This is a genomic window from Ruegeria sp. CF1 (assembly GCF_056537445.1).
In genome coordinates, this window is sequence record NZ_JBQFRN010000014.1 from 1 (window position 1) to 20,649 (window position 20,649).

The 20,649-nt window shown below is 57.1% G+C and carries 20 protein-coding genes; 5 read left to right on the forward strand and 15 right to left on the reverse strand.

Annotated features, from left to right (window positions below):
- Positions 1 to 78 precede the first annotated feature (78 nt).
- The 9 genes from ACRZ96_RS18725 to ACRZ96_RS18765 all read right to left on the reverse strand — a co-directional run bounded on the left by ACRZ96_RS18725 (position 79) and on the right by ACRZ96_RS18765 (position 6,238).
- Positions 79 to 231 (reverse strand): hypothetical protein, encoded by a 153-nt coding sequence (locus tag ACRZ96_RS18725; RefSeq protein ID WP_480814919.1) that lies wholly within the window; start codon positions 229 to 231, stop codon positions 79 to 81.
- A gap of 116 nt (positions 232 to 347) precedes the next feature.
- Positions 348 to 962, reverse strand: a complete 615-nt coding sequence (locus ACRZ96_RS18730) for a hypothetical protein (protein ID WP_480814920.1) — start codon at positions 960 to 962, stop codon at positions 348 to 350.
- On the reverse strand, positions 923 to 1,309 hold the full coding sequence (locus tag ACRZ96_RS18735) for a hypothetical protein (protein WP_480814921.1): 387 nt from the start codon (positions 1,307 to 1,309) through the stop codon (positions 923 to 925). Before ACRZ96_RS18735 ends, ACRZ96_RS18730 begins: the two co-directional genes overlap by 40 nt.
- A 4-nt stretch (positions 1,310 to 1,313) precedes the next feature.
- The gene (locus ACRZ96_RS18740; RefSeq protein ID WP_480814922.1) at positions 1,314 to 2,828 is read right to left on the reverse strand and encodes a YfjI family protein; all 1,515 of its coding nucleotides are present in this window, start codon (positions 2,826 to 2,828) and stop codon (positions 1,314 to 1,316) included.
- Positions 2,825 to 3,682: a DUF7146 domain-containing protein gene (locus ACRZ96_RS18745; RefSeq protein WP_480814923.1), complete on the reverse strand. Its 858-nt coding sequence runs from the start codon at positions 3,680 to 3,682 to the stop codon at positions 2,825 to 2,827. The genes ACRZ96_RS18740 and ACRZ96_RS18745 overlap by 4 nt, the downstream gene beginning before the upstream one ends.
- A complete protein-coding gene (locus tag ACRZ96_RS18750; RefSeq protein WP_480814924.1) occupies positions 3,679 to 3,897 on the reverse strand; it encodes a hypothetical protein in 219 nt (72 codons plus the stop codon). Before ACRZ96_RS18750 ends, ACRZ96_RS18745 begins: the two co-directional genes overlap by 4 nt.
- Complete coding sequence (locus ACRZ96_RS18755; protein WP_480814925.1) at positions 3,894 to 4,268, reverse strand: hypothetical protein; 375 nt, start codon at positions 4,266 to 4,268, stop codon at positions 3,894 to 3,896. Before ACRZ96_RS18755 ends, ACRZ96_RS18750 begins: the two co-directional genes overlap by 4 nt.
- A 119-nt stretch (positions 4,269 to 4,387) precedes the next feature.
- Positions 4,388 to 4,582, reverse strand: coding sequence for a hypothetical protein (locus ACRZ96_RS18760; protein WP_480814926.1), 195 nt, complete (start codon positions 4,580 to 4,582; stop codon positions 4,388 to 4,390).
- A gap of 426 nt (positions 4,583 to 5,008) precedes the next feature.
- Positions 5,009 to 6,238, reverse strand: a complete 1,230-nt coding sequence (locus ACRZ96_RS18765; protein WP_480814927.1) for a tyrosine-type recombinase/integrase — start codon at positions 6,236 to 6,238, stop codon at positions 5,009 to 5,011.
- A 554-nt stretch (positions 6,239 to 6,792) separates the two neighbouring features.
- Between ACRZ96_RS18765 and ACRZ96_RS18770 the strand changes: the two genes are divergently transcribed.
- A complete protein-coding gene (locus ACRZ96_RS18770; RefSeq protein ID WP_480771616.1) occupies positions 6,793 to 7,035 on the forward strand; it encodes a glycine zipper 2TM domain-containing protein in 243 nt (80 codons plus the stop codon).
- A gap of 272 nt (positions 7,036 to 7,307) precedes the next feature.
- Here ACRZ96_RS18770 and ACRZ96_RS18775 read toward each other — a convergent pair whose 3' ends face one another.
- The 6 genes from ACRZ96_RS18775 to pepN form a co-directional block, all read right to left on the reverse strand.
- Positions 7,308 to 7,754 (reverse strand): DUF4177 domain-containing protein, encoded by a 447-nt coding sequence (locus ACRZ96_RS18775; protein WP_170424178.1) that lies wholly within the window; start codon positions 7,752 to 7,754, stop codon positions 7,308 to 7,310.
- A 98-nt stretch (positions 7,755 to 7,852) separates the two neighbouring features.
- Positions 7,853 to 9,091: a peptidase T gene (pepT, locus tag ACRZ96_RS18780; protein ID WP_480771615.1), complete on the reverse strand. Its 1,239-nt coding sequence runs from the start codon at positions 9,089 to 9,091 to the stop codon at positions 7,853 to 7,855.
- A gap of 153 nt (positions 9,092 to 9,244) precedes the next feature.
- Entirely contained in the window at positions 9,245 to 10,756 is a 1,512-nt protein-coding gene (gatB, locus tag ACRZ96_RS18785) for an Asp-tRNA(Asn)/Glu-tRNA(Gln) amidotransferase subunit GatB (protein ID WP_170612191.1), read from the reverse strand.
- A gap of 77 nt (positions 10,757 to 10,833) precedes the next feature.
- Entirely contained in the window at positions 10,834 to 12,093 is a 1,260-nt protein-coding gene (locus tag ACRZ96_RS18790) for a hypothetical protein (protein ID WP_170404131.1), read from the reverse strand.
- A gap of 126 nt (positions 12,094 to 12,219) precedes the next feature.
- On the reverse strand, positions 12,220 to 12,648 hold the full coding sequence (locus tag ACRZ96_RS18795) for a hypothetical protein (protein ID WP_170397141.1): 429 nt from the start codon (positions 12,646 to 12,648) through the stop codon (positions 12,220 to 12,222).
- Complete coding sequence (gene pepN, locus ACRZ96_RS18800) at positions 12,645 to 15,200, reverse strand: aminopeptidase N (protein ID WP_480814928.1); 2,556 nt, start codon at positions 15,198 to 15,200, stop codon at positions 12,645 to 12,647. Before pepN ends, ACRZ96_RS18795 begins: the two co-directional genes overlap by 4 nt.
- 204 nt (positions 15,201 to 15,404) lie before the next feature.
- Here pepN and ACRZ96_RS18805 point away from each other — a divergent pair, with 204 nt between their 5' ends.
- The 4 genes from ACRZ96_RS18805 to ACRZ96_RS18820 all read left to right on the forward strand — a co-directional run bounded on the left by ACRZ96_RS18805 (position 15,405) and on the right by ACRZ96_RS18820 (position 20,633).
- On the forward strand, positions 15,405 to 17,540 hold the full coding sequence (locus tag ACRZ96_RS18805) for a malate synthase G (protein ID WP_480705480.1): 2,136 nt from the start codon (positions 15,405 to 15,407) through the stop codon (positions 17,538 to 17,540).
- Between the two features lie 81 nt (positions 17,541 to 17,621).
- Positions 17,622 to 18,047 (forward strand): heme-binding protein, encoded by a 426-nt coding sequence (locus tag ACRZ96_RS18810; RefSeq protein WP_170424166.1) that lies wholly within the window; start codon positions 17,622 to 17,624, stop codon positions 18,045 to 18,047.
- Positions 18,048 to 18,181: 134 nt separating this feature from the next.
- Positions 18,182 to 18,961, forward strand: coding sequence for a gamma-glutamyl-gamma-aminobutyrate hydrolase family protein (locus ACRZ96_RS18815; RefSeq protein ID WP_170397133.1), 780 nt, complete (start codon positions 18,182 to 18,184; stop codon positions 18,959 to 18,961).
- Positions 18,962 to 19,364: 403 nt separating this feature from the next.
- Complete coding sequence (locus ACRZ96_RS18820) at positions 19,365 to 20,633, forward strand: autotransporter outer membrane beta-barrel domain-containing protein (protein WP_480814929.1); 1,269 nt, start codon at positions 19,365 to 19,367, stop codon at positions 20,631 to 20,633.
- The last annotated feature ends 16 nt before the right edge of the window (positions 20,634 to 20,649 follow it).

The following is a 20,649-nucleotide window of genomic DNA, read 5'->3' on the forward strand; positions in this document are numbered from 1 at the left end:
GAATAATGATTGCGAATTTCTGCCAAGTGCTTCTGCGAAGTCGCCAACTTTCTGTGTGCACAAATCCCGTGCGTTCTATCAGCGTCCATCTTGCAGTCGATCCAGTTCACGAGCCAGACGCACATGCTCGTTGATGTTTTTCCTCATCTCCTGAGCCTCCCTGCTGCGAATACCGTGTTTGTAGGCCGGATTGGCCTTGCCAGGGCCATGACCGCCGCCGGCACCGTGCATTCGGCAAACTGACCAACCTGTCACCGCAGGGTTTTTGCATGGAAGTCCGGTGCGTTTTGACTTCACTGTGCATCGTGGAGCCGCATGTGCACTTTGCATGGGGTTGGTGTCAACTTTCACTTTTTACTCCCCCCGGTCTCAACGTTCCCGACAATAGCTTGACCACCGTCTTCCACATTCACATGTTGGACAGTCACCGTTTGCTTTCCGCCATTGCGATATTTGCGAAGCGCTTCCAACTGCGCCGCAAATGTTCGGGTCAACTTGTTGAAGCCCGTGTTATGAGCCTGGCATTGCTGAAGGTTTTCGCATGTCGCGAGCCACCGTGCCGACCGGATTGTAGCGACATGGGTTGCCGCCATCTGAACCGCTAGCATTCGTTCAAAGGCGTCACGGGGCTCCACATCTCGCACAATGGACAGCATGAACCCACGCTCGTCGTTAGCGTCACCGTTATCCCCGGCTTCGTTCCTGTTAAGCGCCTTTAGACAGTGTGAAAGAAGTGCTTCGGCCTGGATATTGTCATCTGTGCAGAAAATCTTTCGCAAACTATCTTCGCGAGACATTACAACTTCGTGCCCCTCTGATGCCGACCCTTTCATTTTGACTTCTGTTTCTCGCGCAACTTCGCCTTTTGAAATCTCATTTCTCATGTCCGATTTCTTTCCGTATTCGAGGTTGTCATCACTGCTCATTTCGTCTGCTCCCACTGCTGAGTTTTGCCATTCCACAGTCTGCCGTTCGGTCCGTGGCGCTCCCATTCCGTCAGGTTCCGCCAGTCGTCCAAGCTGACTACTTTGCCCGTCCAAGTGACCGGCCTGCCGCCACAACCCACTTTGCCGGGCACTAGGCCGCGTTCCGGGGGCTGTCGCTGGACAGGGTGGGGTAATTCAGGTGGCTCAACCTGCGCCACCCGATTTTCTGCAATTTCACCGGTTGGGGCTGCTAAATCCGCTAAAGTCGCTAAATGGGGCCGGGGTTCGGCGTCCTGTTTAGCGAGATTAGCAGCTTTAGCAGGGGTGGCCTGCTGATTTTGAATTTTTGCTGCTACAGCTCGAGCATCGAAAAAGAACGTCATTGGCTCACCCTCTCACTATTCCAAACGCTAGATTTCGGTTTGCACCATCAACCACGGTTCCGGCTTCGAGTTGATGCAGCCAACCGTGCTCCACCAGCACATTCAGAAGTTCTTTAGCCTTGCGTGTTTCGCGGAAAGAATTAGGACCATACTGAACAACATCACCGGGTAGGATTGTTTGAGATGAGCGGCCCATGGCGACTGCTCGCTCGGGCCAGCAGTCCAATATCCACCGTCGCAACTGTTCGGCTTGTTCGATCCGCTCTGTTATCGTTGCCGCCTCTGCCAGCCGCTTGGCTTCTCCCAGATAGAACTGCGCCAGTTGTATGGCGTCGGTCATGGCGTCAAGCGACACCTCGGCAGCCTCATGATTGTGCCACAGCGTCAGGACACCGGCGATCCGCGCCGCCTGTTCCGCCGACTTAGAGGCGAATGATTTGACGTGTTCAAAGTCACCACCACGACCCTGCGCAAGCTCTGTCGCGCTGTAGTATTCAAACAGCAGGTCTTTTGCCCCGCCTGACAGGTGTAGCGCCCTTGGCTTGAGTTCTTGTGGCTTATCCTCATCCAGCGGCTTAGGAAGCGTTAAGAGTTGATTCAGGCGTCCGGCCATTGCTATTTTTGCTGATCCCGCTAAATCCGCGTCGGGCCGGTTCAATCTCGCGCCGATATTGCTGGGCGGCTCAGTAATCAGGAACCTGGCTAAGAATCCCTGACCAGAAGCAATTGGATCTGATAGCAGCGGCCTTGCCGCGACCGGCTGAACCATAAGGTGCATTGCCAGCCTGCGCCCATAGAGGCTAACAGCGCCATCACCGGCACGAACCCTGTCAGGAGGTTCACCATCCCAAAGCTTTGATAACCCGGCGACGGTTTTCATGCGGTTGTCTGAGTTCATGGCATGGCCACCCAGAAACCCGCCGCCCTCGTCAGAAAACAGGCCCAGGCTGGGCTGCCCGACAAGGTAGAGCTTCACCAATCCCTCTATTGTTGGTTCTGACGCCGTAAGCTTCGGTGATAGTGGTTGAGCAGGTTCCGGCCCCATGGCCTTCAAATCCGCTTCGGCTGCTGCTGCCTTGTCTGGCTTTGATCCGCTGGCCTCTTTTAACAGCCTGTCGCGCTTGGCAGTCCAGAGCCTTTGGGCAAGTTGCCATTCGGCCATATCCTCTTTGTGTTGGGCCGTTTGGTCACGCTCGAATTCGCGCAAGCCATTCATGACCAGCTTATCGCATCCGCTCTTTCTCTCACCCGATTGTGCAACCGTCAGGCAATATAGAGAAGTTGGGGAATAACCAGCCAGAGTTTCAACATCTGCATGGGCCTGCACCGCCAGAGACGCCACTGACAGGGCCGATTGCGCGGCGATTGCCACTGGGGCCTGAGTTGCCTGTTGAACGGCCTTTACGGCCCCTGCGAGTGGCCCAAGGGCGCTAACTGGATAATCAGCACCACGGGGGATTTCCCGCAGCAATGGTAGGGGGCCTTCTGCCTTATACGGTATGGTTTGTGCTACGTTCATGTCACTGCTCCGTCTCTTAGGACGTCATTCCAATCCTGCCCGTCTGGTGCGGGCATCATCGATACTTTCCAGCCAAGGGCGTGTGCCCTAGATGCGAGGCTGTCGCCCGCTTCCCGTCCGGCTGGGTCTCCGTCTGTTGCGATAATCAACGCCCCCGGATTGTCCGGCAGGCGTAGTGCCTTCATTCCACTGGTGGACAGAGTGGCCCAAACCGTTGCAGGCTCGCTCAGCAAGCCAGACAGCAGCGATAAGCCGGTTTCGATGCCTTCGCACACCACAAGCGGCCCCTGCGCCTCTGACAGCACCACAGCGCCGCCACAGCATGGCGCGAGCATCATCTTTACTGACTTAGTGAGACGGTTGCCTTTCTTATCGAAGAACGTCCGGTGAATGCCGCCAGTTGTGACATCCGCCACCATTGCCATTGCCCACGACGTGGACGGGCTGTGGAAGATATCAGGTGCAAATCGCAGGGAAGCGGGAAGGGGGCAGGTGATACCCCGCCCCCGTAGATAAGCCTCGGCCTTGGTGCGCTCGATGGGCCGCGCTGCTTCCCAGATACCGCGCGCCTGCCGTAGCTTGTTTGCCTCGTATTCCTTGCGCTTCTGATCCGCTTCACGCTGTGCCGCCGGGTCGATCCGTGCCGAATTGGCTGGGACGTTCGCAGCGTCTGCGATTTCTCTGAACCCGCAGCCACCTTTGAAGCAGTACAGCAGCAGTTTGCCGCCAGATTCCGAGATTGACAGGGCTTGCTGATCCCGACGACGTTCGGGTTGGCAGACAGGACAGGGCGCAGAGCCCCGTCCATTGCGCCAGACACCGCCCAGATTGTATGTCAGGTCTGAACCGTTCATGATCCACCTCCGAAATGCTTCTGAAGGCGGGCCATGCCCTTCTGCGTTATCAGCGCCCGTGTGGCCATTTCCCGGCGTCCATCTGGGTAAACCAGCGTTACCGGCCTGATGGTCATCAGCCCCTCAGCGACGGCCTGGGGCGTGGCGGTGAAGTCAAAGCTTTCGCCGGATTCATCGCGGCCATGCTTATCAACGTTAATAAGAGGGCGGCTCATGACCGCACCTCGTTTCCGGTGATCCGCGTCACCTTGTCTTTGAGTACATACACGCCGTAGCGTTCACGCCCGGTTTTCGGGTCGTTACTGTACCACTCGGTCTCAATGTTGAGACCCTGTTCCTCACGCAACAACATGACGTAGTGCGACAACCGGCAGGGGCTGGCGCAGTACATGGGGTTGTCAATCAGCGCTTCGAAAATGCGCCGCTTGTTCTTGCTGACGAGGATGGTGCGCGGATCTGCGCCATCACTCTCGACAAGAAATGCAGCGATTGTGGTTTCGGATTTCAGGCTGTGCCAGCCCGTTACCCAGAGTGTGCCCGGTGATGGGCGTTCAGTCTTGAATTCTGTACCTGTAGTTACAGTCATTTGCTCTGACCTCGCTTGCGCGCGGGGAACGAACATTGTAGACTAAGGGCGTCGTAAGCCGTTACTGATATAACGAAATTGCCCGTGTCCAATGTTGAGCCCATTGGCGCGGGTTTTCATTAAACGGGCTGGGCTTCACCTGTGATAAGCGCATCAATTTGATACGTATCCAAGAATGTAGCGCGGCCAACTTTGTACTTCTTTAACAAGCCTGCGTTGGCTGCGCGGTCGAATGTTGACCGGCTCAGTCCGTACTCTTCAATTGCGCGAGTTTGGCGGATCAGGTTTTTAGGCTTTTCGGCAACTTCTGCCATGTGGATTTCTCCATATTGAGCAGAAGCCTCGGATAGAACATTACACATTTCTGGCGGATCATCCGTAGATGATATGCGGCCCAGCCGTTCGCTAGATGCGAAATATAACTGTTGCGTTTATCACGACAGGTTGCCATATAATGAGGCACACGAGAGGGAGAAACGAACTCAGCATCTTTGCTGAAAATGGCCTTGGCCCTATCTCCAATCGTATGCATTGTTATTCCGAAGCTCCTGCTTTGGGGTTGAAGCAGATGGGTCGCCAATATTGTGAGAAGTGGCGGCGACCCTCTGCGGTGAAGCCCTACGACGCATCGTGGCGTGTCAGGACCTGTCTACAACATACTGTGTGATTCTCCTTAGGGGAAGGGTGCGGCGCGCGGTTGTCCACAAAGAATTTCGTTGCTTGGGGATAATCGGACATTTCTATTGATTTGTTGATCCGTGGAATTGGATTATTTCTGCCTGTTTGCCAGTGACGTGCGCCGCCCAGCGTTCGGCCAGTAATAGACGCTCATCAAAGTAATCGGATCGCTGATAGGCGCGGGAAACGGCGGACCCGACCTTATGGCCAATCGCGGTTTCCTTGATTTCATAGTCTGTACTGGTTGCCTCGTCGGCCCATGTTCGGAAACTGGACCGAAACCCGTGGGGGCGGGCGGCTAGTTCCAGCCGCTCCATATGCCGGGACATGCTGGCGTCACTGATTACGCCCTTGCGGACGCCGGGGAACAGAAAACCATCGCGGGCGGTCTTTTCAGCCAGTTCAACAATTCGTATCGCTTCCGCCGATAAAGGCACCCGGAAATCGTCAGTCTTTCCGCGTGGCCCCTTCACCAGTTCTGCGGGCACTGTCCACACGAATCCGTCAATCTGGTCAGCCCGAGCAAAGCGGATCGGCTTCGACCGCAATCCGGTCAGGATCAGTAATTGCAGAGCGAGTTGAACCGTGCCGCCGCCCTCCAGGCTCTGATAGAATGCTGGAACGTCCCGCCAATCCATTGACGGGATATTCTCTGCCTTGTGGACCTGCTTACCCAGTAGTTCGCGCGCATCGTCTATCGCATGGCGGTCAATCTCGTATTTCTTAGCGCTGGCGTAGCTAAGGCAGGCTTTGAGGCGGGTTAGCGCCTTCCTGGCGACGTCGGTCTTGGTGTGCCATATCGGGCGCAGCGCGTCGGCTATGGCGGTGCCGGTGATATCTTCGACAGGCTTGTCGCCCAGCGCTGGCAGGATGTGCGTTTTGATAGGGCTGTACCAACGGCCAGCTACACCATTGTCTTTCAACTGCGCCTGACGGGCCTTGAACGCCTCAGGGGCGATGTTCTTCAACAACCGCTTTTCTCTGGCCTTCGGATCGTTGGCAATCTGGTCGGCAGCGGCTTGCGCCTTTTCGCTGTTGCGCACCTCGATAGGGTTGCCGCCGTTCTTGGCTATGGCGCGGTACACGTCAGCCTGTTCGCGGGCCTGTGCCAAGGTCACGCCGGGATAACCGCCTAAACCCATTTCCTTGCGCTTGCCCGAGATAGTGAACCGAAACACCCATTGGTCACCAGACGCCAGCCGATACAGATACAGGCCACCACCATCACTATGCTTGCCCGGTCCGGCAGTACGGACCTTTGCGGCGCTCAGCTTGTAGAGGGCTCCTGCCATGCGTTCCTCGGGGGATAGAGTTTCGTATCCCCCATTTTATCCCCTGTTTTTCATGCGGTATCAAGACGCATTATGAGGCATGCAGACGAATAGAGAGATTAATGCCGTTGTTTATATTGAGATAAATTCTTCATCTTGACGCATTGAGGGGCATTGAGATTACGTTGTTCAGTGCCGTGTGGGGGCACCATCTCTTCAGATATCTATGTATATTTGCTCGATCTGGCTCGCGACCTATGTGGTCTTGGGGGCAAATATAGGGGAACAGAAGATTCAGTAGTCGCGCTTTATTGTGCGTCAAATCTTACTGTGATGCTCCGCGCTCATCGCCCGTTTTCTACAATAAAAACGCGGCCGTCCAATGTCGGGGTTTACCAGGAACCCGGCACCCGCAACCATCGGAAACCAGCAAATATCGTATTAAGCGCTCGACCCTTAGTCTTCTTTATTAAGTTTTGATTAATCTCGAATCAAACAGACGCTGATCTCTTGTACGCTAGACGCGCCAGAGCCACTTACTCAGATAACTATTTGGTATTTGAGAGGCAATCGAGATGAACAAAGCACTGACAACCTGTGCGCTTGCGACCTCACTGCTCTTGGCTGCTTGCGGGGCTCCGACGACGCCAACTCAGGCGCAGGTACAGCAAGACGCTCGCTGCGCTGCGGGAATCCTTGGTGGCGCTACCCTTGGGGGAGTGGTTGGAAATCGGTTCGGAGGCGGAACAGGCAAGACACTCGCGACTGCAGCAGGTGCAGGCGCTGGGATGTATGCAGGGCAATCAGCTTGCAATTGACAACCTTGCAATAAACCCTCTTACCCCACGCTCGTTTTTGGCTCCGCAAATATTGGTTTCGCAGGTCATGCAGTTGCCCTGTCTGGCGGTTGCGCGCCTAGCTTCCTGGATGTGCCAAATTCAAGGTCAACTGGCTCAGCAGCAATCCCCTTGCTGCGTCGTTTCTCGCCGATGGGGTTCGCGGGTCGGAACTGACAAAGCATAACCGTTATGGGGCAGGGAATAAGGGCCTTGCCCCTTCACGCGGTATCATTCGATTGATTGTTATCCAATCACGGCTCGGCTGGGCGTGCTTGCTCGGGGCGCACTTCGTCATCCGCCACTTCGTCCGAAGGTTTCAAAGACAAGGGCGGGTCTTCGGGCTCTTCCGAGATTGGGGCAGGGGCGGCAGGAGTTTTGGCCAAAACCTCTTCGGGTCCCGGGACTGCGCGCGCGGTTGGGGCGGTGTCCTCTTCGACGGGTTCGGACTGCTCAGGTTTTTCCAACGCCAGAGCCCGGCGGAAAACCAACACGTTGCGCCAGTTGGTGGTTGACCCGGTCAGACCCGAACGTTCTTCGCTGGGCAGCAACTCGGCGCGCTGATACTCCCAGCCATCCTGTCCCATCTGGTTCAGCAGTTGCTCGATCGAGGTGGCAAACCGGCCCTCGGGCGTTTTCACGCCCTTCGCCTTGGTGCCCTTTTGCGGAGCGGGGACAACTTTGTATTCGTAGCGCTGCATCAACTGGTCCTGATTGCCATGTCGGGGCAAATTAACATTTTGACAGGCGGGCGAAAGCCAAGATCACGCATTGGCGAAATTCAGCCCGCACTGTTGCTTTAGCCTCGCGCTGCCTTGCTGACCAGCGACAGGCACGTTTCGGTTGCGACCGCCATGTCCTGAACCGAAATCCATTCCAACGGGCCGTGTATGCATTGCATGCCTGTGAAGATATTAGGTGTTGGTGTGCCAAATTCGGTCAGGCGCGAGCCGTCGGTGCCACCTCGGATCGGCACCGAGACCGGCTCGATCCCTTGTTCACGGCAGCCCTCGCGGGCCAGATCAACCGGCGTCATGTCCTTTTCTAGCCAATAGCGCATGTTGCGATACTGATGGGAGATGTCGCAGGTGATGGTCGCACGCGGCTCGGTGGCCTGTACGGCGGCGCAGACTTGTCGGACGATCTCGCGCTGGGCTTCCAGCGCATCCATTTCGAAATCGCGCAGGATCAGCTTGATTTCCATCTCGGACGAGCCGCCATTCATATCGGTGACATGGATGAACCCCTGACGCCCGTCCGTGACTTCGGGCGTCATCGTCGCCTGCGGCAGGGTCTGCACGATCTTCGCCGCCAGATGCGCGGCGTTTACCATTTTGTCCTTGGCCAAACCGGGGTGGATCGACACGCCGGTGATCTTGATCACCGCCCGATCGGCCGAGAAGCTTTCGTATTCGATTTCACCCAGTTCCTGCCCGTCCAGCGTATAGGCGAAATCCGCGCCCAGATCTTTGGGCAGCTGTTCGGTAACACCGCGCCCGATCTCTTCATCCGGGGTAAAGGCGATGCGAATCGGACCGTGCGGCACGTCCTTGTTCTCAAGCAGGTGTCGCGCCATCGTCATCAGGATCGAAACGCCCGCTTTGTCATCGGCCCCCAGCAGAGTTGTTCCCGACGCAGTGATCAAATCATGCCCGATCTTTTCGGCCAGATAAGGGTGCTCTTCAGGCGACAGCACTAGCTCGGGATCATCAGGGAAAGTAATCTCGCCGCCATTATACCCTTTGATCACCCGAGGCTTCACGCCGGTTGCATTGAACTGAGGCGCGGTGTCGACATGCGCCAGAAACCCGATGGTCGGTCCTTCGGCCGTACCGGGGATGGTTGCCACCACGACGCTGTCACCAGTCATCTCAACATCCTGCGCACCGATTTCGGTAAGCTCTTGCTTCAGCAGGTTCAGCATGTCGAACTGGATTTCGGTGCTGGGGGTCGATGGCGAGGTCTCATCGCTCTGGCTGTCGATGGCGGCATAGCGCACCAGCCGGGTTTCCAGTTCCTGATCGAAACGATTTTTCATTGATGCTCACCTCTCTGACTTGGCAAGATGAGAATGCGCATTCGGGCAGGGAGTCAAGCCGATGGCTTGCCCGATTTGAGCGCTCTGAAATTAAGTTTTCGTTATGTACAAATCGAACAAACCCCTGTCCGGGGTTTGTACAACTCGGAAGGTTTACGAACCCAGCTTTTTGCTGACCAGTTCGTTAACGGCCTTCGGGTTGGCCTTGCCGCCGGTGGCCTTCATCACCTGACCGACGAACCATCCGGCCAATTTCGGGTTCACCTTGGCCTTCTCAACCTGCGCCGGATTGGCCGAGATGATCTCGTCCAAAGCGGCCTCGATCGCGCCGGTATCTGTCACCTGTTTCATGCCGCGGTCTTCAACGATCTGCGCCGGGTCACCGCCTTCGGTATAGACGATTTCGAACAGATCCTTGGCGATCTTGCCCGAGATGGCATCCGACGAAATCAGATCAATGATACCCGCCAACTGAGCCGGAGACACCGGAGACTCGGTGATGTCGTGGTCTTCTTTTTTTAGGCGTCCAAACAGTTCGTTGATGACCCAGTTCGCGGCCAGCTTGCCGCTGCGCCCCTTGGCGACCTCTTCGAAATAAGCCGCTGATTCCACCTCGGCGGTCAGCACCGATGCGTCATAGTCGGTCAGGCCGAACGCACTGATAAAACGAGCTTTTTTATCGTCTGGCAGCTCGGGCAGATTGGCGGCGATGTCATCCACCCATGCCTGTTCGATCTCCAGCGGCAGCAGATCGGGGTCGGGGAAGTAGCGATAATCATGCGCCTCTTCCTTGGACCGCATCGAGCGTGTCTCGCCCTTGTCCGGGTCGTACAGACGGGTTTCCTGATCGATGGTACCGCCGCCTTCGACGATGGCAATCTGACGGCGGGCTTCGACCTCGATCGCTTGCTGGATAAAGCGCATTGAGTTCATGTTCTTGATCTCGCAGCGCGTGCCCAGATGCGAAAAGTCCTGTGTTTCCTGATACTTCTCGTAAGCACCCGGCAGACAGATCGAAACGTTTACGTCCGCCCGCAGGTTGCCGTTTTGCATGTTGCCGTCGCAGGTGCCTAAGTAACGCATGATCTGACGCAGCTTGGCGATATATGCCGCGGCCTCTTCCGGCCCGCGAATATCGGGGCGCGAAACGATCTCCATCAGGCACACACCGGTCCGGTTCAGGTCGACAAAGGACATATGCGGGTCCATGTCGTGGATCGATTTGCCCGCGTCTTGCTCCATGTGGATGCGTTCGATGCGGACCATGCGCGCGGTACCGTCGCCCATCTCGACCAGAACTTCTCCTTCACCTACAATAGGCTGATAAAGCTGGGAAATCTGGTATCCTTGCGGCAGGTCGGGATAGAAGTAGTTCTTGCGGTCAAAGGCCGATTTCAAGTTGATATCCGCTTTCAGACCCAGCCCGGTGCGCACGGCCTGTTCAACGCAATACTCGTTGATCACCGGCAGCATCCCCGGCATTGCGGCGTCCACAAACGCCACGTTCGAATTCGGCTCGGCCCCGAATTGGGTCGACGCGCCCGAGAATAGTTTGGCGTTGGACGAGACCTGAGCGTGCACCTCCATCCCGATCACCAGTTCCCAATCGTGCTTGGCCCCGGCAATGGTTTTGGGTTTGGGCATTTCGTATGTCAGGTCGAGCATGGCGCGCCTCATTTCCGCAGAAGTCTAAGCCTGCGTATTAGGCCCGGCGCGCCAAAGGGGCAAGGGGCAATGGCGCTTTAGTTCCCCGAGAACTGCAGCCCCGACGGTGTAAAGGTCACACTCTGCCCACTGCGCAACTCATCCCGCAACAGATTGGCGATTGCCTTCAGCGCATCGCGGCGACCACGGGCGGCAAAACGCTCGGCCGAGTTGACGCGAAGGCTGTTATTGAACCCGTTCGCCGCGTGGGCCCAGATCAGCGGATGCAGTTCGGTCATGTGATCGCGGATCAGCCAGTTTGCGGCCTCGCAAATCTGTTTGCGGGCGATATCGGCGCGCGGGTTCTGGCCCATTCTGTTCTGCAATGTGACCGAGCAATAGGCCGCCAGCAGGTTGATTGTCTGCTGATCCGGACGACGTGCAACGATATCGCGCAAACCTTCAAGGAAGTACTCGACATCTACCCGCGCGCAGGCCTCGTCATCCAGCGCGATGGCGTCGAATTGCACCCAGGTATACCCACCCGCACCCCAATTTTTCTGGGTCCGTGCGGCGTTTCGCAAGGCTTGCACCTCAAGCTGTTCATAGCTGCCGAACCAGCGTGGCAGCAGGTGGCTGCCCATCGCGCGCATGTGGCGATGGTTCTGGGGATCCAGCGTGATCAGGGCCTCGTATTTATCAGCAACGCGGGTGCGCGGATCAATGTGTCCTGCCAGCAAAGCGCAATCCGCTGCAGCAATCGCCGGACTGTCGGGCAGCGCAGCGCGGCATTTCGGAAGCAGCGCAGCAGCCCGGTCGAAATGCGCGGCACAACGGGATTGGTGCAGCGCCGGCAGCGTGTCCGGGTGCGCCGTCCCGCGCCAGGCCCACGCCAAATCGATATGGGCCAAGGCAACCACAAGCGTGATCATCGGATCATCGGGATGGTTCTGAATCTCGCCTTCCAATTCCGAGATCCCGCCCAGCAGATCATAGTCTGACAGTGCTTTGCCGTCCGACAGCGCGTGCTCGGCCGCCAAAACCACATCGGACCGGGCCCCAAATGCCAACAGCTCGGAGATCGGCTGCCCGCAAGGCGTAGCCTTGCGCCCCTCATCTGCAGCGCGCATCTCCAGCGACAGTTCTGCCCACATATCCTGCCGCGCCAGATGGCGGCCACGTTCGATCACCTGATGCCCGATCGCATCATTTTCATCTGATTCTGCGATTGGGATGTTCAACTGCCCCGAGGCGACAAGCCATGCAGTAGCATCGGCGACGGACGCAGGCAGAGGTGTAGGGGTGGGATCAGAAGAACCGACAATACGGGCGGCAAAAGCCTTCAAAGACCAAAACATGGCAAAACTCGAACTGGAACAAACTTGTAACCCGTCCAGTTTGCCAAAAAATCTGCCCAAATCAAGACTACGTCGCGGAGAACCCGCGATTCAGGTGCCAATGTGGCCCAAACTCCATGAATCGTTTCAGAAAACTCTAAAATGATGTCGTTCGACCGCGAATCCCGCCTGATTCAGGACCATTTCGAATTGCTTGTGTGGTGGCAGTGATTCATCGGGTAAACGCACGCGTTTGTCGGATTTCAGAACCGCTGAGACGCGCACCGAGAAATCCCACCGCGTGTCAAACCGGAATCGATCCACCTCGGACAGCTTGAGTTGTCCCTGACGTTGGCCGGTGTGCCAACGCAGGGTTTCATCGGTCAGCTCCATACCTGCGCTGGTGTCCTTGATAACATCCCACAGCGCGGGCAGGGTAGTCAGGGCCAGAAGCGCCATCAGCCACCAGACCGCGTTCAGCAGGATCATCAAAGCGATCAACATCGCGTAAACGCCGATCAGGATCAGAACCGTTCGCTGATTTCGGTTCTGTCGAGTGAACGTAAACGCGGTCATGCGCCCAATATGCGCGTGACCATTTCGGTCGTGTCCCGGGACAGGTTCGGCGTGTCGGCAATGCGATTCAGTTGTGCAAGTATTAAGGCCTGACGGTCGGCGTCATAGCGTTTCCAAGTTTGGAACACGCTGCACATCCTGGCGGTGGTCTGCGGGTTTACTGGATCAAGTCGGATCAACCAGTCTGCCAGCAGCGCGTAACCTGCTCCGTTCGCTTGGTGGAAGCCTGCGTGGTTGCCTGCCAGAGATCCCATCAAGGCGCGGAAACGATTTGGGTTTTTCCAATTGAAATCAGCATGCTCGGTCAATCTGTGCGCGGTCTCAACCGATTTTTCCGGTCCGGTCATCAAGACCTGCATGGCGAACCACTTGTCCATGACCAGCCGGTCATGCTGCCATTGATCATAGAAGGCGGCCAGCTCACGTTCGCCTTTGCCCGCGCGTAGCAGACAAGACAACGCGGCCAACTGCAGGGTCATGTTGTCAGCATGTGCATATTGCTCTGCGGCCTTGGCACCTCCATCCAGTCTCGAGGTCAGCGCAAGCGCCGCGCTGCCCAAGGCGCGTTTGCCTGATTGTTCAGCGTCCGGCTGATAAGGCGCGTCCACCAGCGTTTCACTGTTCAGACGAGGGAGCAGGTCTTGGACGTGTTGCGCCGTGGCTTGACGCAAAGTCTCCACCGCTCGCCAGATCGCCATCGGGTCGGGGGTGATGCCCTTGTCAAATAGTGTTGCGGCCAGTTCCGATTGCGTCGGCAGACCCAGCATCAGTGCCCGGTAGGCCGGGTCCAGCGCCTCATTCCTTAGCACTGCCAGCAAGCCGTCAAGATAGTCGGTATCAGGCGTTGCCTCATCGGTGATCATGCGCAGCAGGGTGTCCTCGGCTAGCGATCGCCCTGCCTGCCAGCGGTTGAACGGGTCGGTGTCATGAGCCAGAAGGAAGGCGCGTTCGGCATTGCTGATCTCATGTTCGAGGATCACAGGGGCCGAGAAATCACGCAAGACCGAGGGCACAGGTTTGACCGCGAGACCGGTAAAGGTAAAACTCTGCTCGGCTTCGGTCAGTTCCAGCACTTCGGTCGTACGTATCTCGTCCCCGTTCGGACCAAGCAGACCCACAGCGATAGGGATGACCTGAGGTTGCTTGTCTTCTTGCCCCGGCGTCGGCTCGGTCCGCTGGCGCAGCGTCAGGGTATAGGTGCCATCGGTCCAGTCTTCGGCAACTGAGACACGAGGGGTACCGGATTGGCTGTACCAACGTTTGAACTGGGTCAGGTCGCGGCCCGTAGTGTCTTCGAATACTTTCAGCCAATCTTCGATCGTGCAGGCCTGCCCGTCGTGGCGATCGAAGTACAGGTCCAGTGCTTTGCTGTAGGCCTCATCCCCGACCAGCCGTTTCAGCATCCCGATCACCTCGGCGCCTTTTTCATAGACGGTTGAGGTGTAGAAGTTGTTGATTTCCTGAAAGCTTTCGGGGCGGACCGGGTGCGAGAGTGGCCCGTTATCTTCGGGGAATTGCCGCGCGCGCAGGTCGATGGCATCGTGGATACGTTTTACAGGGGCCGAGCGCATATCCGAAGTGAACTGCGCGTCGCGGAACACGGTCAGCCCCTCTTTCAGGCACAGCTGGAACCAGTCACGGCAAGTGATGCGGTTGCCGGTCCAGTTGTGGAAGTACTCATGTGCGATGATCGCCTCGATCCGTTCGAAATTCATATCGGTCGAGGTTTCAGGGCTGGCTAGAACGGCGGAGGAGTTGAAGATGTTCAGCCCCTTGTTCTCCATAGCGCCCATGTTGAAATCGTCCACGGCCACAATGTTGAACACGTCCAGATCGTATTCGCGGCCATAGACGTCCTCATCCCATTTCATTGACTTTTTAAGGGCTTCCATGCCAAAGGCGCATTTGCCTTCATCGCCGGGGCGGACCCAGAGATTTAGTTCGACGTCGCGACCGGATTTGGTGGTGAAGTTGTCTGACGTGGCCACCAGATTTCCAGCAACGAGTGCAAAGAGATAGGCTGGTTTTGGCCAAGGATCGTGCCATTCCGCGCTGTTCCAATCAGAAATGACCGGGTTGCCATTGGACAGCATAACCGCCGGTGTGTCGGATACAATGCGTACGGTGAATACACTCATCACATCGGGGCGGTCGGGATAATAGGTAATCTTGCGAAACCCTTCGGCCTCGCATTGGGTGCAATACATGCCGTTCGACATATACAGCCCCTCAAGCGCGGTGTTGTTGCCGGGATCGATCTCGACCACGGCCTCCCACACGAAAGGCGCGTCTGGAACCGTTGCGGTGAGGCCTTCGGTGGTCACCTCAGGCGCGATCACGTCGCCATCAATTGCGGCACGGATCAGCTTTAGCTCTTCGCCATGCAGAAAAAACGTGCGGTCGGTCGCCTCGGGGTTCGGGCGGAAGGCGATGCGGGAAGTGACGCGAGTGGCGTGTGCGGCCAGATCGAAGGTCAGATGCACACTGTCCACTAGAAACCCGAACGGAGTGTAGTCTTTCAGATAAATCGTTGTGGGGGCGGCGTCGCGCATCGGGGGCCTCATCGACTGGGAATCTGGCGAGACGTTATGGGCTTCGCGCGGACGCTGCAACCGATGTGCCATTGCCGCTGTTCATTTGAGACGGTTCGCGCTGGGTCAAATGCCCCTCATGTCGGGACAGAAGTTGCCTATCGGAAACGAACGCCCTAATTGAGGAGCGCATACAATGGCACACAATCGTAGGGGATTCGGAATATGAGCAGCAGAGAGACCCGCAACGGGCTGCAGATTGACCCGGTTCTGGTGGATTTCATCGAACAGAAGGCGCTGCCGGGCACGAAAGTTTCGGCAATTGATTTCTGGGCGGGTCTGGCGCGCTTGGCCAATGAACTTGGGCCGAAAAACCGGGCGCTGCTGGACAAGCGGGCTGACATTCAGGGCCGGATCGATGGCTGGCACGCGGCGCGGCGGGGGTTGCCTATTGACGCGGCTGAATATCAGTCTTTTCTGCGTGAGATTGGGTATCTGGTAGAGGAAGGCGACGATTTCGAGATCGAGACAGCCAGTGTCGACCCTGAAATCGCGCTAATCCCCGGACCGCAATTGGTTGTGCCGATCACCAACGCGCGCTTTGCGTTGAATGCCGCAAATGCGCGCTGGGGCAGTTTATATGATGCGCTTTATGGAACAGATGCGTTAGGCGATCTGCCGACAGGCAAGGCTTATGACGCCGGGCGCGGTGCGCGGGTCATCGCCTGGGCGAAGGCGTTCCTGGATGAGGCTGTGCCGCTATCCGAAGGGTCCTGGGCGGAGGTCTCCGGGTTAAGCGTTAAGGACGGTGCGCTGATGCCGAAGCTCGCCGACCCGTCTCAGTTCGCAGGCTACGCTGGCGCAGCTGAAGCACCGGAGTTTGTATTGCTAAGCAACAACGGGTTGCACATTCAAGTCAGGATTGATGCGCATAGCACAATTGGCGCCACCGATCCTGCAGGTATTTCTGATGTCCGTTTGGAATCCGCGCTTTCGACCATCATGGATTGCGAGGATTCTGTTGCTTGTGTCGACGCGACCGACAAGGTGTTGGCCTATGGAAACTGGCTTGGCTTGATGGCCGGCAACCTGACCGAAGAGGTTACGAAAGGCGGCACAACCTTCACGCGCAAGCTTGCCGGGGATTTGGCCTACATGGCTCCGAATGGCACGCCAGCCACTCTGAAAGGTCGGTCGCTGATGCTGGTGCGAAATGTGGGCCATCTAATGACGAACCCCGCAGTGCTGGATGCCGAAGGGCGCGAGATTGGTGAAGGTTTGATGGACGCGCTCTGCACAACGCTGATCGCCATGCATGACCTGAAGCGCGAGGGCGGGAACTCGGTCAAGGGGTCTGTCTATGTGGTCAAACCCAAGATGCACGGGCCCGAGGAGGTGGCGTTTTCGGTCGAGATTTTCGACATGGTCGAGGATATCCTGGGCCTGCCGCGCAATACGGTGAAGCTGGGCATTATGGATGAAGAGCGGCGCACATCGGCCAACCTCAAGGAATGCATCCGGGCCGCAAAATCGCGCGTGGCCTTTATCAATACCGGATTCCTGGATCGGACGGGGGATGAGATTCATACTTCTATGGAAGCAGGCCCGATGCTGCCGAAGGGCGATATCAAGGATACGCCATGGATTGCGTCTTACGAGGATCGCAATGTGGATATCGGACTGGTCTGCGGCCTGAAAGGCAGAGCGCAAATTGGCAAGGGTATGTGGGCCATGCCCGATCGGATGGCGGACATGCTGGCGACCAAGATCGGCCACCCGCAATCCGGTGCAACCTGCGCCTGGGTGCCGTCACCTACTGCGGCAACGCTTCATGCAACCCACTATCACAAGATCGATGTGTTGGCGCGCCAGGATGAATTGGCTGCTGATGGGGCTCGTGGTACGTTGAATGATCTGCTGACCATACCTCTGCTTGGCGGTCGTAATCTCAGCGCTGGTGAGATCACCCGTGAGATCGAAAACAACGCACAAGGAATCTTGGGCTATGTTGTGCGCTGGATTGATCAGGGAGTTGGCTGTTCGAAAGTTCCGGATATCAACGACATAGGTCTGATGGAGGACCGCGCGACCTGCCGGATTTCTTCGCAGGCGCTGGCCAACTGGTTGCACCACGATGTGGTCAGTCAGGAACAGGTGATGGCGGCGATGCAGAAAATGGCCGCGGTAGTGGACCGTCAGAACGAAGGCGATCCGGCCTACAGGCCCATGGCACCGGGTTTTGACGGGGTGGCGTTTCAGGCGGCTTGTGATCTGGTGTTCCGGGGGCGGGTGCAGCCCTCGGGTTATACCGAGCCTGTGCTGCACGCCCGTCGCCTGGAACTGAAGGCAAGTTTGAGCTAGGGGCAAGGGCAGGAACGAGGGGGCTGTCTGCCCCCTCGTGCTCCCCCGAAGGTATTTTTGGCCAGATGAAAAGGATCGGGCATGAACATTTCATTGCGCAAAGCGCGGACCATCATTCGTAAAGCTCTGGAAAAAGGGCGCGAGATGGAGCTGAAACCGCTCTCGGTTGTTGTCCTGGACGCCGGAGGCCACGTGATCGCGTTCGAACGCGAAGACGGTGCCGCGCCGGGGCGTTTTGCTATCGCACATGGTAAGGCCTACGGATCGGTAATGCTGGGTATGGCGGGGACCGCGCAGATGCAGCGGGCCGAAGGGCAGGCCTATTTCATGGCGGCCGTGAACGGGGTTTATGGCGGTCAGGTTGTTCCGGTTCCTGGCGGTGTGCTGCTGCGTGACCGCAAGGGCGCGGTGATCGGTGCCGTGGGTGTAACCGGCGACACTTCGGATAATGACGCAGCGGCCGCGTTGGCAGGTATCGAAGCCGCTGGGTTGACGGGCGAGATCTGACCCCTACGCCGAACTTCATCGGGGATGTGCGTCGCTGAACACGCGCTTGCGCTACCATGCAGGGTCTGTGCCGTTGCGCGCGGCCAAACCTGCCGATAGGTTTTGCAGGAAATGAGCGATACAAGGGACTTGGAATGGCGCGCCCCGTCGTTGGAATAATCGGCAACTCTTATCTGATGAATGATCAGTATCCGACCCATGCGGGCGGAACGATGAATTCCGAGGCGGTCTCGAACGTGTCTGACTGTCTGCCGCTACTGATCCCCGCCGACCCGCGTTATGTAGCGGTTGATGAGTTGCTCGAGGTTTGCGACGGCTTCCTGCTGACCGGCGGCCGTCCGAACGTTCACCCCGAAGAATATGGCGAGCCCGCGACCGAGGCGCATGGTGAGTTTGACCGCGCGCGGGATGCAATCACGCTGCCTTTAATCCGGGCTTGTGCTGAGCGGGGTCAGCCGTTCTTTGGAATTTGTCGCGGGTTTCAAGAAGTAAACGTCGCCTTGGGTGGTACGCTCTACCCTGAGATTCGTGACCTCCCGGGGCGTCAGAACCACCGGATGCCACCCGACGGCACTTTGGAGGAGAAGTTTGCTCTGCGCCATGTCGTGTCGCTAACCGAAGGTGGTGTGTTCCACCGCCTGCTGGGCGCGGCCGAAGTTATGACCAATACGTTACACGGACAAGGGATCAAGACGCTGGGCGAGAATGTGGTGATCGATGGCCACGCGCCTGATGGCACGCCTGAGGCGATCTATGTCGAGGATGCCCCAGGCTTTACCCTTTCGGTCCAATGGCACCCTGAATGGGACGCGGCGAATGACCCGGTCTCGCGGCCATTGTTCAAGGAATTTGGTCGCGCCGTATACGATTGGAAAAACGCGAAAACGGTCGGGGCGATCCGGCAGTCTGCTTAGTCACGCTAATCTGTCGATGGATCGTTCTAAGGTTTGCCGGCAACATTCGAATAAAAAGATAATTGGATATCTTCCCTGAACCGCGAATTTGCGCCGAGATACCCTTGGCAATATTCAAATCTGACTGGGTTCGGAGCAGTTCATGCACAGCTTTTCAGGAAAGTACCCTCGCGGTTTGAGAGAATTCGTTCCTGCGGCACTTTTTTTGGCGGTCCTGGGAACTGCAGGTCATGCGCAACAATGCAGCTCGGCCGGAGACCTGCTTTACATCGGGCGAACACCTGACTCTTCATCCTCATTGTGGTTATCGCAGACGGAAAGCGGTGCTTTTCGTCTGGAAGCTGCACAGGGCAACACGACCGTTGATACCTGGAGCCGATCTCGGCCTGGAGTTCATCTAAGCTTGTCTCCCTTCGTATCTAATGGATCAGGGGGCGTTCATCGTCTGTTCAAACGCGGAGGGGCACCAAATGGGCGCGACTGTCTGATCGATACGCAAAACCAAAAAAGAGATTGGACGCTGCCGGGTTGGGGTGGTGGCAATGGTGGCGGCGGGGGAGGAAACGGAGGCGGCTCGGGTGGATCCGGCGGCGGTTCCGGGGGTGGCTTCGGCGGTGGCGGCGGCTCGGGCGGATCCGGTGGTGGCTCTGGTGGTGGATCCGGTGGCGGATCCGGTGGTGGCTCTGGTGGCGGTTCCGGAGGGTCGGGCGGTGGAATTGGCAACATAGGCGAGACAGGTCGACCCGTTAATCCGCTCTACGTAAGTGGGCGACCATCGGGCGATGACCAAGCCTGCGTGGCGGATGCGACGGGTAAGCTTGACCCTGCCTTGTGCGATCCGGTTGTCGGCCCTCCGCTGACGGAGGGGCGCGAGTTTGGGCCAGAATCTGTTTGGAATGTATGGACCAATTTCACCTACACAGACATTGAAGACACCCGTGGAAACAGCGAACTGGATGTGAACGACAGCTTTTTCGAAATTGGGATCGACCGTCTTGTCCAAGAAAACCTCGTGCTTGGTTTGCAGCTTGAATACGAAAACACTCAGCTGGACGGCTTTCAGGGGCAGTTTTCTCAGGATACTTCGGGATTCGCGATCGGACCCTATTTCGCCTGGCGGATGTCTGAGAGGTGGGTTCTAAACGGTCTCGCCACGATCGGTCGCTTCTCCACGGATGTGGATGTGCTGGAGCTGAGCGGTGATTTTGATCGCACCCGTTGGCGCGCGAATCTCGAGGCAATCGGACAATATGAGGCTGGAGCTTACTTAATTCGTCCGTCGATCTCGTTTGATTACTATAATTACAGTGCCGAGGATTACGATCTCACCGGGACGTATCTGGGAAATCCAGCCGAGTTTATTGGTGAAATCCAAGAAGCAAAATACAGTGCCCTAACGCCCGAGGTCGAAGTAAGTCGTCCGTTCTTCAATGGCAGCTCTGTCATTTCACCTTATGCATCGCTCAGCGCGACCTATTGGTTTGAACGCGAGAACTTAGGGGGTGGAACAGTTGCAAACACTGACAATGATGTTGTTTGGTCAACCCGTTTGGGTGTGAGAGGACGCACAAGCAAGACGGTGTTTCTGGAGGCTTCAATCGGATATCTCGACATGTTCGAAAGTGATTTTGAAGCGACGGAAGCTGCAATCTTTCTCTCTGTCAACTTCTAAGGCCATCAGAAAGAGC

Bases quoted from the DNA above. Each gene is read 5' to 3' on its own strand.
- ACRZ96_RS18725 (WP_480814919.1), bottom strand. From the start codon at position 231: ATGCACGGTGCCGGCGGCGGTCATGGCCCTGGCAAGGCCAATCCGGCC.
- ACRZ96_RS18735 (WP_480814921.1), bottom strand. From the start codon at position 1,309: ATGACGTTCTTTTTCGATGCTCGAGCTGTAGCAGCAAAAATTCAAAAT.
- ACRZ96_RS18740 (WP_480814922.1), bottom strand. From the start codon at position 2,828: ATGAACGTAGCACAAACCATACCGTATAAGGCAGAAGGCCCCCTACCA.
- ACRZ96_RS18745 (WP_480814923.1), bottom strand. From the start codon at position 3,682: ATGAACGGTTCAGACCTGACATACAATCTGGGCGGTGTCTGGCGCAAT.
- ACRZ96_RS18750 (WP_480814924.1), bottom strand. From the start codon at position 3,897: ATGAGCCGCCCTCTTATTAACGTTGATAAGCATGGCCGCGATGAATCC.
- ACRZ96_RS18755 (WP_480814925.1), bottom strand. From the start codon at position 4,268: ATGACTGTAACTACAGGTACAGAATTCAAGACTGAACGCCCATCACCG.
- ACRZ96_RS18760 (WP_480814926.1), bottom strand. From the start codon at position 4,582: ATGGCAGAAGTTGCCGAAAAGCCTAAAAACCTGATCCGCCAAACTCGC.
- ACRZ96_RS18765 (WP_480814927.1), bottom strand. From the start codon at position 6,238: ATGGCAGGAGCCCTCTACAAGCTGAGCGCCGCAAAGGTCCGTACTGCC.
- ACRZ96_RS18770 (WP_480771616.1), top strand. From the start codon at position 6,793: ATGAACAAAGCACTGACAACCTGTGCGCTTGCGACCTCACTGCTCTTG.
- ACRZ96_RS18775 (WP_170424178.1), bottom strand. From the start codon at position 7,754: ATGCAGCGCTACGAATACAAAGTTGTCCCCGCTCCGCAAAAGGGCACC.
- pepT (WP_480771615.1), bottom strand. From the start codon at position 9,091: ATGAAAAATCGTTTCGATCAGGAACTGGAAACCCGGCTGGTGCGCTAT.
- gatB (WP_170612191.1), bottom strand. From the start codon at position 10,756: ATGCTCGACCTGACATACGAAATGCCCAAACCCAAAACCATTGCCGGG.
- ACRZ96_RS18790 (WP_170404131.1), bottom strand. From the start codon at position 12,093: ATGTTTTGGTCTTTGAAGGCTTTTGCCGCCCGTATTGTCGGTTCTTCT.
- ACRZ96_RS18795 (WP_170397141.1), bottom strand. From the start codon at position 12,648: ATGACCGCGTTTACGTTCACTCGACAGAACCGAAATCAGCGAACGGTT.
- pepN (WP_480814928.1), bottom strand. From the start codon at position 15,200: ATGCGCGACGCCGCCCCCACAACGATTTATCTGAAAGACTACACTCCG.
- ACRZ96_RS18805 (WP_480705480.1), top strand. From the start codon at position 15,405: ATGAGCAGCAGAGAGACCCGCAACGGGCTGCAGATTGACCCGGTTCTG.
- ACRZ96_RS18810 (WP_170424166.1), top strand. From the start codon at position 17,622: ATGAACATTTCATTGCGCAAAGCGCGGACCATCATTCGTAAAGCTCTG.
- ACRZ96_RS18815 (WP_170397133.1), top strand. From the start codon at position 18,182: ATGGCGCGCCCCGTCGTTGGAATAATCGGCAACTCTTATCTGATGAAT.